The 12,547-nt window shown below is 41.1% G+C and carries 17 protein-coding genes; 9 read left to right on the forward strand and 8 right to left on the reverse strand.

Annotated features, from left to right (window positions below; genetic code table 11):
- Positions 1-93: 93 nt before the first annotated feature.
- Positions 94-954 carry a menaquinone biosynthesis family protein gene (locus tag BBW65_RS07490; RefSeq protein ID WP_066341614.1) on the reverse strand — a complete coding sequence of 287 codons (861 nt, stop codon included), beginning with the start codon at positions 952-954 and terminating at the stop codon, positions 94-96.
- Between the two features lie 122 nt (positions 955-1,076).
- Here BBW65_RS07490 and recA point away from each other — a divergent pair, with 122 nt between their 5' ends.
- Genes recA through BBW65_RS07515 form a run of 5 tightly spaced genes read left to right on the forward strand, consistent with a single transcriptional unit; the run spans position 1,077 to position 4,805 of the window.
- Complete coding sequence (gene recA / locus BBW65_RS07495) at positions 1,077-2,114, forward strand: recombinase RecA (protein ID WP_066341616.1); 1,038 nt, start codon at positions 1,077-1,079, stop codon at positions 2,112-2,114.
- Between the two features lie 2 nt (positions 2,115-2,116).
- Entirely contained in the window at positions 2,117-3,391 is a 1,275-nt protein-coding gene (gene eno / locus BBW65_RS07500; RefSeq protein WP_066341618.1) for a phosphopyruvate hydratase, read from the forward strand.
- Positions 3,388-3,684 carry a hypothetical protein gene (locus BBW65_RS07505; protein WP_083986153.1) on the forward strand — a complete coding sequence of 99 codons (297 nt, stop codon included), beginning with the start codon at positions 3,388-3,390 and terminating at the stop codon, positions 3,682-3,684. The genes eno and BBW65_RS07505 overlap by 4 nt, the downstream gene beginning before the upstream one ends.
- Complete coding sequence (locus BBW65_RS07510) at positions 3,681-4,301, forward strand: AMIN domain-containing protein (protein ID WP_066341620.1); 621 nt, start codon at positions 3,681-3,683, stop codon at positions 4,299-4,301. The genes BBW65_RS07505 and BBW65_RS07510 overlap by 4 nt, the downstream gene beginning before the upstream one ends.
- Positions 4,302-4,805, forward strand: coding sequence for a shikimate kinase (locus BBW65_RS07515; RefSeq protein ID WP_066341622.1), 504 nt, complete (start codon positions 4,302-4,304; stop codon positions 4,803-4,805).
- Here the strand turns inward: BBW65_RS07515 and BBW65_RS07520 are convergent.
- Genes BBW65_RS07520 through secG form a run of 5 tightly spaced genes read right to left on the reverse strand, consistent with a single transcriptional unit; the run spans position 4,780 to position 7,574 of the window.
- Complete coding sequence (locus BBW65_RS07520) at positions 4,780-5,460, reverse strand: F0F1 ATP synthase subunit A (RefSeq protein WP_066341624.1); 681 nt, start codon at positions 5,458-5,460, stop codon at positions 4,780-4,782. The two genes, BBW65_RS07515 and BBW65_RS07520, sit on opposite strands and share 26 nt — an antisense overlap.
- 60 nt (positions 5,461-5,520) lie before the next feature.
- Complete coding sequence (locus BBW65_RS07525; protein ID WP_083986155.1) at positions 5,521-6,015, reverse strand: RDD family protein; 495 nt, start codon at positions 6,013-6,015, stop codon at positions 5,521-5,523.
- Positions 5,948-6,553: an orotate phosphoribosyltransferase gene (gene pyrE, locus BBW65_RS07530; protein WP_066341629.1), complete on the reverse strand. Its 606-nt coding sequence runs from the start codon at positions 6,551-6,553 to the stop codon at positions 5,948-5,950. Before pyrE ends, BBW65_RS07525 begins: the two co-directional genes overlap by 68 nt.
- A 2-nt stretch (positions 6,554-6,555) precedes the next feature.
- Positions 6,556-7,113 carry a ribosome recycling factor gene (gene frr, locus BBW65_RS07535; RefSeq protein ID WP_066341631.1) on the reverse strand — a complete coding sequence of 186 codons (558 nt, stop codon included), beginning with the start codon at positions 7,111-7,113 and terminating at the stop codon, positions 6,556-6,558.
- Positions 7,113-7,574 (reverse strand): preprotein translocase subunit SecG, encoded by a 462-nt coding sequence (gene secG / locus BBW65_RS07540; RefSeq protein ID WP_407645225.1) that lies wholly within the window; start codon positions 7,572-7,574, stop codon positions 7,113-7,115. The genes frr and secG overlap by 1 nt, the downstream gene beginning before the upstream one ends.
- An 84-nt stretch (positions 7,575-7,658) precedes the next feature.
- Here secG and BBW65_RS07545 point away from each other — a divergent pair, with 84 nt between their 5' ends.
- The 4 genes from BBW65_RS07545 to BBW65_RS07560 all read left to right on the forward strand — a co-directional run bounded on the left by BBW65_RS07545 (position 7,659) and on the right by BBW65_RS07560 (position 10,839).
- Positions 7,659-8,747: a prohibitin family protein gene (locus BBW65_RS07545; RefSeq protein ID WP_066341633.1), complete on the forward strand. Its 1,089-nt coding sequence runs from the start codon at positions 7,659-7,661 to the stop codon at positions 8,745-8,747.
- Position 8,748: 1 nt separating this feature from the next.
- Positions 8,749-9,294, forward strand: a complete 546-nt coding sequence (locus BBW65_RS07550) for a DUF2393 family protein (RefSeq protein ID WP_066341634.1) — start codon at positions 8,749-8,751, stop codon at positions 9,292-9,294.
- A gap of 29 nt (positions 9,295-9,323) precedes the next feature.
- Positions 9,324-10,226 (forward strand): hypothetical protein, encoded by a 903-nt coding sequence (locus BBW65_RS07555; RefSeq protein ID WP_066341636.1) that lies wholly within the window; start codon positions 9,324-9,326, stop codon positions 10,224-10,226.
- 121 nt (positions 10,227-10,347) lie between these two features.
- A complete protein-coding gene (locus BBW65_RS07560) occupies positions 10,348-10,839 on the forward strand; it encodes a DUF4149 domain-containing protein (protein WP_066341638.1) in 492 nt (163 codons plus the stop codon).
- 51 nt (positions 10,840-10,890) lie between these two features.
- Here the strand turns inward: BBW65_RS07560 and BBW65_RS07565 are convergent, their stop codons facing one another.
- Both BBW65_RS07565 and tenA read right to left on the reverse strand, forming a co-directional pair.
- Entirely contained in the window at positions 10,891-11,661 is a 771-nt protein-coding gene (locus BBW65_RS07565; protein ID WP_066341639.1) for a hypothetical protein, read from the reverse strand.
- Positions 11,662-11,853: 192 nt separating this feature from the next.
- Positions 11,854-12,513 (reverse strand): thiaminase II, encoded by a 660-nt coding sequence (tenA, locus tag BBW65_RS07570; protein ID WP_066341642.1) that lies wholly within the window; start codon positions 12,511-12,513, stop codon positions 11,854-11,856.
- Positions 12,514-12,547 lie beyond the last annotated feature (34 nt).

The following is a 12,547-nucleotide window of genomic DNA, read 5'->3' on the forward strand; positions in this document are numbered from 1 at the left end:
GGGGGTTTCGGATGTGCCGACTTGTTGGCAAAAAGATTCTAGAATACTCATTGAGAGAGGGTGCCAAATGGGCGTTTGGATCTGACACCTCCTCTAGTTGTAACGAAACTCTAGATATTCTTGTGGCAATATGCAATCTTGTGCTTGAATGATTTGGGGGTAGATGTTGGCATTGTATCCTAGCTCAAAGAGTTTATCAATCGCTTGATATTGAATGGGGCTTAGTTTGATAGAGGATTGGTTGGCGTATAGGTTGAGATAGGTTTCTAAGTCTTGAGAATCAACACGCACAAGAGATCTCTCTAGAAGCATTGAGGAGAGAAGTTTTTTGTATTTTGTGGCAATTTGCACAGCTTTTGTGAGGATCTCCTCGCATTTGAGTGCTTTGATGAGTGGGAGATTGCGTGAGATCGCCATTCCTCCAAGTGGCAGTGGCAAATCAGCTTGAGCAAGTTCTAGCCAAATATCCCACAAATGTGTTTCTACTTCCAAAGAAGGATCGAAGTTTAGAATTTCCTCATGGATTAATACCCCAGCATCTACCTCGCCCTCTAAAACACTTTTTTGAATATCCAAGAAGTTTTTGTAGATGATTTTTGCATTTGGGTATTTCAGCCTAAACAGCAACGCATTGCTTGTGTGCTGACCACTTAGGGCGACTTTGAAATGTTTTTTGAGAATCTTGCCCTTTTTTTTGATGAGCTTTGGACCATAGCCCTCACCGAAACTCACGCCTGTTGAGAGGAGTGCATAATCTTGGGCGATGAAAGGATAGACACCAAAAGAAATCGCTGTGATGGGGTATCGCTTCTGTAGTGCGTATTCGTTGAGGGTTTGAATATCAAGGGCGATGTTTTGAAAATCAAAAGGCGTATTGACCCACCCAAAGACAATAGCATAATACATAAACAAATCATCAGCATCAGGGCTATGTGCAACAATGTATCGATTCATAAAAAACCTTAGAAAAGTTTGTTTTTCTAGGATTTTATACCAAAAAACTTATAAAAACAGAGGACTTAAGATAAAATATTTGAACTTAAAATATAAAACGAGATTTAATCTAAGGAATGGATATGGCAATAGATGAACAACGCAAAAAAGCAATCGAGTTGGCACTCAAGCAAGTAGATAAAGCTTTTGGGAAAGGGGCTTTGGTGCGTTTGGGTGATAAACAAGTGGAAAAAATCGAGTGTATTTCTACAGGTTCTTTGGGGCTTGATATGGCTTTGGGGATTGGCGGGATCCCCAAAGGCAGAATCATAGAGATCTATGGTCCAGAGTCAAGTGGTAAAACAACATTGAGTTTGCAGATTATCGCAGAATGCCAAAGAAATGGCGGGATTTGTGCTTTTATCGACGCAGAACACGCACTTGATGTGTATTATGCAAAACGCTTGGGCGTGGATACTGAAAACCTTTTGGTTTCTCAACCTGATCACGGGGAACAGGCGTTGGAGATTTTGGAAACATTGACACGCAGTGGAGCGGTGGATCTTGTCGTGATTGACTCTGTGGCAGCTCTCACGCCCAAAGCTGAAATCGATGGAGATATGGGAGATCAGCATGTCGGTTTGCAAGCAAGGTTAATGAGCCACGCGTTGAGAAAGATCACAGGCGTGTTGCACAAAATGAATGCTACGCTTATTTTTATCAATCAGATTCGAATGAAAATCGGAATGATGGGGTATGGAAGCCCTGAAACCACAACAGGTGGGAATGCTCTCAAGTTTTATGCTAGTGTGAGGATTGATATTAGGCGTATTGCCACACTCAAGCAGAACGAACAGCAAATCGGTAATCGTGCCAAAGCCAAAGTTGTCAAAAACAAAGTCGCCCCTCCTTTTAGAGAGGCGGAGTTTGATATTATGTTTGGCGAGGGGATTAGCAAAGAGGGTGAGATCATCGATTATGGAATCAAGCTTGATATCATTGACAAAAGTGGAGCTTGGCTAAGCTATGGTGCGACCAAGCTTGGGCAAGGAAGAGAAAATGCAAAAGTGTTTTTGAAAGAAAACGAAAACATAAGCGAAGAAATCATTTCAAAAATCAAGGAGCAAATTGGAGTGGTGGAAGAAATACTTCCTTTACCTGCTGAACCAAACGAGGAGTGAAAATGACATCAATTATCAATGTTGAGGCTTTTGAGGTTTTAGATAGTCGTGGCAATCCAACTCTAAAAGCAGAAGTTGTGCTTAGCGATGGGGCAAGGGGGAGTGCGATTGTCCCAAGTGGAGCAAGCACAGGCAAAAGAGAGGCTCTAGAGCTTAGGGATAAAGATTTGGGACGCTTTTTGGGCAAAGGTGTATTACAGGCTTGTGGAAGTGTCAATCACGCAATCAAAGACGCTTTGATCGGCAAAAACCCTTATGAGCAGAACAAAATTGATGCGATTTTAAAAGCACTTGATGGAAGTAGCAACTATGCGTTTTTGGGTGCTAATGCGACTTTGGGTGTGAGTATGGCTGTCGCGAGGGCAAGTGCTGTGAGTTTGGGAATGCCACTATATCGTTATTTGGGTGGTGCAAACGCAAGTGTGTTGCCCACTCCAATGCTCAATATCATCAATGGCGGAAGTCACGCTGATAACAATGTGGATTTTCAAGAATATATGATTATGCCATTGGGCTTTGAAACTTTTGCAGAAGCTTTGCGTGCGAGTGCTGAAATCTACCAGCACCTCAAGAAGCTATTGATAGATATGGGGCAAAGCACAGCCATTGGTGATGAAGGAGGGTTTGCTCCAAATTTCAAAGACAATCAAGAGCCGATTGAAGCTATTTTGAAATCTATTGAGTTGGCAGGATATAAGCCACAAGAGCAAATTGCCATCGCCCTTGATATTGCAAGTAGTGAGCTGATTGATGATGAGGGCAAGTATCATCTTAGAGGGGAAAATCGGGTGCTAGATTCTTGTGAGCTGATCGAGTATTATCAAATGCTTTGCCAAAAATATCCTATTGTTTCGATAGAGGATGGTTTGAGCGAGGATGATTGGAAAGGGTGGAAAGAGATGACAGATAGACTTGGGGACAAAATCCAACTTGTCGGAGATGATTTGTTTGTCACCAATCACACAATTGTGCAAGATGGGATCGATCAAGGGGTGGCAAATGCGGTTCTGATCAAGCCCAATCAAATCGGCACGATCAGCCAAACAATGCAGACTATTAGACTTGCACAAAGAAATAACTATCGATGTATTATGAGTCATAGAAGTGGCGAGAGTGAAGATGTGTTTATCGCAGATTTTGCAGTGGGTTTGAATACTGCACAAATCAAAACAGGAGCCACTGCACGCAGTGAGCGTATCGCCAAATACAATCGTTTGCTAGAGATTGAGCGTGAGCTAATCGGTGGTGAATATTTGGGTGGGAAGATTTTTGTATGACATCACAAGAAAAAGAAGCCCTAGAAGCTTCGTTTCAAAAACAAAGTGGGAGATCTAGGTTTATACGCATACGCTGGCGTATTGTGATTATTGTGTGTGGGGTTTTTTGGATTGGTTGGTATGCGACGGAGCTTTTGTATGGCAATTATTCGCGTCAGATTTTGCAAGAACTTCGGGAACAAGAGCAGTATTTGAAGCAAAAGGTCAATCAGCTTCAGGCACAAAATGTGAAATTGCAAAAAGTGATTTTTGAGCTTAAGGGATTGGAACCAAATCTTGAGGAAAAGAAATGACTATGATAAGAATGTGTTTGTTTTTGATGATTGTGTGTGGGTTGTTTGGTCGCGAAGATCCTTTTGAGTTGAAAATTACTCCCAAAACAACTCCCCAAAGTGTAGAGGGCGAGAATAAAAATTTTTTGGAAGACATTAAAGTCCAGCTCCCAAGCACCGCAAGGATCCTCAAAGAGGTGCAGTTTGTCTATCAGAAACTAGATGGGAGCATTGATATTCAAAAGATTCCTGTAAATTCTACGATTGATTGGCATTATCCTATCAGTATCTCGCAACTATATGGATCAGCCAAAGACAAGATTTTGCAAAAAGAGCAAAAATATGATTACAAAAACTTCAGTTTTGTTATCAAAAACAAAGAGATACATATTCACACGCCTTATCAATTGACACAAAATTTCATTCTCCCCAAACCTTTTAGAATCATCTTGGATTTTACGCGAAGCAAAGACACGCTAACACAAGAGTTTCAAACACAAAGTCATTTTTTCTCTTCTATCACGATTAATACGCACCAAACTTTTTACCGCGTCATTCTGACTTTGGATGGGCAATATGATTATGATATTCAGCAGGACAAAGACGCTAAGCATTGCTATATTGTGACTTTGCAGTAAATGCATTATCTGTTGATTGGATTTATGGGGAGTGGCAAAAGCACATTGTGCAATAGGGTGAGCGAGGCATTGCAGATCCCGATATATTGCCTTGATGATGAGATACAAAACAAGATAGGAATGTCGATTGCCAAGATCTTTGAGTGCTATGGAGAGGAGTTTTTTCGCACCCAAGAGGCTGAAGTGCTTAGAGGGATTGAAACATTGCAAAAGCCACATCTGATAGATTGCGGAGGCGGGACTCCCATTTTCCATAGCGTGCGGACTTATGGCAAGGTGTGTTTCGTGCAGGAGAGCTTTGAGGTGATTGCCCAAAGATTACAAGGCGATGATACGCGTCCGTTGTTTAGGGATGTGCAAAAGGCACATCAGCTTTTTAGTCAAAGGGAGATGATCTATCTTGAAAGTGCGGATTATGTGTTGAGTGGGGGAAATAAATTTGAAAAATTAAAAGATTGGATACTCAAAGAGGAGAGGATTAGAGATCCTCTTCTGCTCGAATAGCACTTCCGATATACACATAAGTGAGAATCATAAAAACAAACGCCTGTAAAAAAGCCATCAATGTCAAAATCGCAAATGCAGGAAGTGGGGCAATCCAAGGTGCCAACATCAACATCACAAGCAAAAACATATCATCACCCTTGATGTTCCCAAATAGACGGAAAGAGAGCGAGACAATGCGTGAGAAATGAGAGATGATCTCAACAGGGAGCATTAATGGAGCCAAGAGTGGAACGGGTCCCAAAAAATGTGCGAAATAATGCACAAATCCTTTGGCTTTGATCCCCTCATAGTGATAATACACAAAAACCACCAAAGCCAAAACAAGAGTGAAATTGAGGCTTGAAGTGGGTGATTCAAAACCGGGAATAATCCCTATGACATTGGAGAAAAACACAAAAAGAGCAATTGTTCCTGTGAGTGGCAGGTATTTGATTGCGACTTCTCTGCTTACCACATCGCTTGCAATGCTGATGATCCCTTCAATCACGAATTCAAAGAGATTTTGTAGTCCTGTTGGGACAAGATTCAATCGATTTGTTGCAAGTTTGGCAAAAACCAACACAATGATTGCGACCAAGATTGTGTGAAATGCAATGATAAAATTGTGATTTGTGCTAATCAAACTTGCAAAAGTGAAAAGGCGTCCTTCCATACATATCCTTTTGTTACTGAAATAAATATAATGTATTTTATCTCAAATCTAGCCGAAGTGCTATGGGTTTGAGGGAAAATTAGGGGGTTTGTCGGTGATTTGTGTGCGACAGAGCCAGTCGTGAAAAGTTTGTCTATCATTTCTAAGAAAAGGAAAGACAAATCCAAACAGCAAAGCAAAACTCAAAAAACAGAGAACAAAACGCAAGAGACAGACAAAAAAGCAGACTTTGGTGTGGGTTTTGGTTTGCAAAACGAGGTTTTGGGCACGCATCCCGGGGGTTTGTCCCAAAGTGGCACAAAGAGTAGAATCAATCAGAGCATACAACAAAAAGCAAATCAAAATCGCTACTTGATTGTTTTGAAACGCTTCTTTGCCACCCAAAAATAGATAAGTGGCGATATAGAGTATCGGAGTGTAAATCATAAAGACATCAATCACTAGTGCTTTGAAGCGTGTGTAGCAATCCTTGAGCGTTGTTTTGAGATTAGTTGCCACGACTGCCGGGTTTGACTGCTGTGCTTGTGGCACATAATGGGCAAGAATGAGGTGCATAAATCTCAAACACAAAATCTTGCAAAGCAAACAATGGGAGATTGCTAGGGAGTTTCCCTTCGGGTTTTCCCTCAAGTGTCGAGCCAACTCGTTTGCAAAAACCGCGATTGGCAAGTCCTGCAAAGCCCACAATCTCCGCACCAAGCTCTTGGATGCAATGTGCAGATTCTAGGGCAGAGCCACCTGTTGTGATGATGTCTTCGCAGATGAGAAACTTTTCTTGAGGTTTGATTGCAAATCCACGCCTCAAAGTCATCACGCCATTCACCCTCTCCGTGAAAATAAAACGCACACCCAGAGCTTTGGCAAGTTCATATCCTGCGAGAATCCCCCCAAGTGCAGGGGAGCAGATAGCATCGGGCTTGAGACCATAGGCAAGGATTTGTTCTGCTAGAGCTTGAGCAAGTTTGGAGGCAATTTCAGGATTTTCCAATACTTTGGCGGATTGAAGATAGTATTGGGAATGATTGCCGCTACTGAGCAAAAAATGCCCCTCAAGTAGGGCGTTGCAGTCTGTGTAGATTTGTTTGATGTCCATTGTTAGACCTTCATCACTTCTTCTTCTTTTTGTTTCACGGCTTCATCGATTTTTTTGACAAACTCATCAGTGTATTTCTGAATCTCATCTTGTCCTTTTTTGCTCAAATCCTCTGTGATGGTTTTGTCTTTTTCAGATTTTTTGATGGAGTTGTTGCTTTCTTGGCGTATGTTGCGAATCGCGATTTTGGCTTTTTCACCCATCGCTCTTGCTTCTTTTGCGATTTCTTTTCTTTGCTCCTGTGTCATTGGAGGGAAAAACAATTTGACATTTTCTCCATCGTTGTTTGGATTGACCCCGATGTTGGCTTCTTGGATTGCTTTTTCAATATCTTTGAGCAATGGCTTTTCCCAAGGCGTGATAAGGATGGTTGTGGCATCTGTGGCGATCACTGATCCTACCTGATTGAGGGGCGTTGGAGTGCCATAATAATCGATGCGAATGTTATCTAGAATATTGATAGAGACCTTGCCACTTCTAAGAGTTGAAAAATCCCTCTTGAGTGATTCTATGGTTTTGTTCATAGAGTTTTTGGTTTGTTCATAGAGTTCGTTGAGCATTATGAATCCTTTTTGGGTTGGAGTGTGTTGAGCTTGTCTTGAAGCTTGGGTGCTTGAGGTATGGTGGAAGATTCTAGGCTTTTGGGGACATCACGCATAATGCTTGATTGCGATTTTTTTGTGTAAGCATAGCTCAAAGCAATAGTGTTGAGCAAAAAGAGTGTGCCAAACAAAAGCGTAGTTTTGGCAAGAAACCCATTTGCTCCTTTGGCACCAAAGACGCTTTCATTGCTTCCGCTGTAGTTGATAAGCCCACCACCCGAGCTTTTTTGCAACAAAACAAGAATTACGATAAATATGGTTAGAACAATTTGAGAGATAAACAAAAACGAAGTCATCGTTGTAATCCTTTTGGCTAGATTAATTTGGGATTTGTGAAAGAAAATTCTAGCAAAACTTTTGGTGGTTGTGTTGTTTTGATTGTTGTTTTTTGTGTTTTTGGCGATTTGAGCGATGTGCAATCAATCAATGCTCATTGAGGAGTTGATTATTCTTGGTAGAGTTTTGATAAAATCACAAAAATTTGAAGTCAGGAAGGAATAACAATGGCATTTGATTTGAATGAACATCTCAAGAAAAAGCAGCAAAATGGGCAGGGCGATCGTCCCAATCCACAAACTCCCAAGCGAGATTCTGTGGGCGGCTCAAAGATCCCACAAGATTTTGGAGGCAAAAAGTTTCTCTTGATGATTGGGGTTGTGGTGATGATTGCGATTGTGATTTTGGCACGCCCATTTGTGGTGATCCAATCAGGTGAAGTGGGTATCAAGGTAACTGCAGGGAAATATGATCCCAATCCTTTGCGTCCGGGTATTCATTTTTTTGTGCCGATTTTGCAAAATGTGATTGTTGTGGATACGCGTGTGAGGATTATCAATTTCTCACGCACAGAGGATATGGGGGTAGCAGGTAAGAATCAAGGGATTTTTAGAAATGATGCTATTTCTGTGATGGATTCAAGGGGGCTATCAGTTTCCATTGAGCTCACGGTGCAATATCAACTCAATGCAAATGCAACGCCAAAGACTATCGAAACCTATGGTTTATCTTGGGAGCAAAAAATCATCAATCCTGTAGTGAGAGATGTGGTGCGTAGCGTGGTGGGACGCTATCCTGCAGAGGAGTTGCCTATCAAACGCAATGAAATCGCTCAAATGATTAGTGCAAACATTCAAGAAGAGATTTCAAAGCTCCCAGATTCTCCTGTCACGCTCAAATCTGTCCAGTTGCGTGAAATTGTTTTGCCAACCAATATCAGAGAGCAGATCGAAAAAGTGCAAATCGCACGCCAAGAATCTGAGCGTGTGAGATATGAGGTATTGAGGGCGAAGCAAGAGGCAGAAAAAGTAGCCGCTCTTGCCAAAGGTGAGGCTGATGCCAATCGTGTCAAAGCTCAAGGGATAGCAGATGCGATTTTGATTGAAGCCAACGCACAAAGCAAGGCAAACAAAGCGATTGCAGATAGCTTGACTCGACCTCTTTTGGAGCTTAGGCAGATCGAAACCCAAAACAAATTCAACGAAGCCCTCAAAGTCAATAAAGACGCACAGATTTTCTTGACACCGGGTGGGGCTGTCCCAAATATTTGGGTGGATAGCAAATCAAGAAAGCAAAGCACATCTGTAGGTAAATGATTTGGAAGCCTTGAGGACATTGATTTTTGAAGGACGCGATGTATTTCTGTCAGTCTTTGGCAGGTTTGCTGCGTTTGATTTTGCCCTGTTGACTGTCTGCTTTTTGGTTTGGATTTTGGTGTATTTTTTGGCTTGTTTGATGCGTAATGTGAGGTTTTTCATCCCCCAGTTTTTCAAGCTGATTGCTTTTTGTATTTTTGTGAGCATTCCATTTGTCATCAATTATGTGCAAAAAAACATCTTTTATCCTGTGCAAGTTGAGTATAAATACGCCCAGCAGATGCAATATTCCCCCGTGTTTTTCGCCGATGTAGAGGTGCAAAACATCGGGAAACGCACAATCAAACAATGCGAGTTTGCTATCGATATATTGCGTCCAAAGGGCAAAAAAATCAACGAGTTGCTCAATATGATTAAGCCATTGAAAACTTTCACTTATTCTTTCAAAAAAGAAATCCGTGTGGGGCAGAGTGGTAATTTTGAGCATACTTTTCAATCTTTTAATTACAAAAACTATCAGAAGCGATTGACTTGTTTTGGTCATTAGGTGCTTCAACAACATACTAAGGAGTGTCAATGCAGAAAAAAATAATGAAATGGGGGTTGGGAATCGGGCTTGCAATCATCGTGGTTGCGGGTGGTTTGGTAGCGTATAAATCTTATGGATTCAAAAGAGAGATCGAGGCTTTGCTCAATCAACAAATGCAAAAATACCAACAAAGCTTTGCAAGTATCGGCGTGATGGAGATCTCTCCGACTGAGTGCAAGGGGTTGGTATATATCGAATGCAAAAATGCCAAAATGAAAATGCAAACTAGCGAAGGTGTTGTGGAGATCAAAAACATAACAGCCAAGCTTGATGATTTTGCACGCAATGAGATACAGATCGTCGGTTCTGCAGAGATACAGACTCAAATCAATAGAGAGTTTGCTCAATATTCCAAACTCATCAGTCCGGTTGCCGTGCATACGCGATGGAAAATCAACAAGCAGACATCTCAAGATTATCAAATGGACGCAAAATGGCAGCTTCAAGCTCCTGATTTTGCTTTGGAGTTTGGGGGTGTTTATCAAGGTAAGCTAGAGCTTCCAAATGGCAAAAATTTTTGGGCTTATGTGATGACTTCTGATGGTCAAGTCGGCGATGTTATGAGGCTCACAATGGGGCTGGAAAATACAGGAGAGTTTGATCAAGTGCTTTATGATGTGGTCAAAGAGCAAAAAGGCTATCGCAATATTTCTCGCAATGAATACAATCAGCTCATCCCCACTCTTGCCCTTGTGCTCGCTTCTTCGGTCACTCAAGATTCTCAAATCCAAAAGGCGATTGTGCAGTTTGCGAACTTGTTGGTTGGCAAACAAAAAGAGATCAGTATCTCTCTTGACAAAAAAGAGCAAGGACAGGCTTTGGATTGGAGCCATATCGATACAAAATTTTTGCACCTGTTGAAGCAAAATTATCATATCAATATCAAGTAATAGCTCGCAATCAGTGAAGCTTGGCGTGGGGTGGGGTAGGTGCAATATTTCTCTTCAGATTTAAATGCACAATAGGATATTTTGCTAGGATAGCGGCTTAAATCCTCAAAGGAGTGTTGTTGTGAAAAATTCTTTTTATTGGTTTGGCAGTGTTGTTTATCTTTGGGTTGTGGGGGTTGCGATTGGTGCGATTGTAGCCTGTGGGATTTTCGTCGCACCCGTGATTTTCAAAGCCCATAGCTTTTTGCCCAGTCTTGATGTGACGCAATATGATTTGGGTATTTTGATGGCACAAGTGTTTTTGAGGCTCAATGTGTTTTTGAATTTTGCAGGCATTGTGATTGTAGTCTATGAGATTTTGGCTCTTTTTGCCAAAGCACATCTCCTATCTTTGATCATCAATGCTGTGAATGCCGTTTTGATTTTTCTCTTTACGCTTTATTACACCCCAAAGATTATCCAAGCCCAAGGGGCATCTGCGACTGCAACACCAGAGTTTGCAAGCCTGCACACACAGAGCGAATGGGTGTTTAAAATCTTGCTAATATCGCTAAGTATTGGCTTTGTTTATCGCGTTTTTTGTGTTTCAAAAACCGCTAAGGGTTGGCAGTAGCCCCCACACTCCCCCCACTTTCATCAGTGGATCCCCCCCACATCTCATCATTTAGAATCTATAGCTATAGCTAAAACTAGCATAAGAGGGAATGGTTTGGATCGTATAGCTTAAAGATGAGGCCGAATATTTTTCAATGATCTTTTTGGTATTGGCAAACTCTACTTCTTTGCCACTCAAAATCCCTCCAAAATGGTAATCCACATTGAATTGGTGTCTGCCATAGTAATAATGCAAGCCCACTTTTGGATAAAAAGTATGCGTTAGCGAATTGGCACTAGAGGAAAACAAATCGCCTTTAAACCCATGGATTTCACCATAATAAACCATCTTTCTTAGATAAAAATCAAGCTGATAGCCCCCTCCTAGATTTAGCCCCAAAGTATGCTCTCCTTGATTGAGGAAATCAAGCAGATAGACAATCTCAACATTTGTTTTGACAATAGGGATTGTTTCTGTTCTCAACTCAGATGCTTGATACTTATCTTGGTGGCTTCCACCACTAGGATTCTGATCTTCTCTAGAATCTTTGGCGACATATTTCACAGGGAAGCCACTTCCGACAAAGATTTGAGTTTGCAACGCATTGTTTTGGTTGAAATAATGCTGATAACCCAAAAGCAAACCACCGCTATAGACAAGCTTTTGTTGGTTTCCGGAGGGATTGAGCTGGTTGAGTTTTAATTGTTGATTGATATGGATCCCACTGATACTTCCTCCTATCCCCACAAACGCTCCGCTTTTGGTTTCCGCCGCGGACAAATGGCTCAAAAGCCCAACACAAGCTACACTCACCAAACATTTTTTCAAACAAAATTTCATTTTTTCTCCTTTGAAATGGGTGTTGTCAATCAGCCACAAGTGCTAACAATCGCAATCTATAGGCAACTTTGTCTTGATAGCAATCATTGTAGCACTTAATTTTCCAAATGCAATGGATTTGAAAATCATTGTTTGGAGGAGGTTTCTCTTGGTGATTTTGTTTGCTAGTTTATGTTGTGACCACGCTTGAGCCTAATCCATCCTAAGCTCTAAGGCATGTTGCCAAAAAGCCTTTTCTAATTTTGTAGCAATGCCAAAAATTTCACTCAATCTTTGGAATCTCTCTGGCGTGACTTCTGGTGTGAAAGCATTCACCAAATCTTCATATTCCCTTGCAAAGTTTTGAAAATCCTCTGAAGCATAGGACAAAATCCAATCCTTATAAATATGCCCATCTAGATTCTGCAAACTTGAGAATAATTCTCTGCCAACAACCGCATAGCCTATCGCACAAGAGCTAAGAGCTATGAGCAAATCCAAAAAATCTCCACTCTCGCCAATACTTAGCAAATATCTTGAATACGCAATATTAGTAAGGCTTTCATCTTGAGTGCCTAAAGTTCTCAAATCTAACTTGTGGCTTGTTAAGATGCTTTTATGCACCGTTGTTTCGCCCTCAATAATAGATTGAGCAATATAAAAAGCAAATTGCATTTCTTGGATATTTCTTGCATTAATCGCAAGGCGTGCCGCACATTTTGCATACTGGATAAGATAGAGATAATCTTGCTTGATATAGAACAAAAAATTCTCTTGCTTCAAGCTTTGATTGCCAAGTTGCTTCACAAAAGGATGATGGATATAATCCTCCCAAATTTCTGCATTATCGTTTAATAGTCTTTCAAATAACATATTTTCTCCTTAAATATTTAAATGCAAGCCAAAG

Source organism: Helicobacter enhydrae (assembly GCF_001693335.1).
Lineage (GTDB): Bacteria > Campylobacterota > Campylobacteria > Campylobacterales > Helicobacteraceae > Helicobacter_G > Helicobacter_G enhydrae.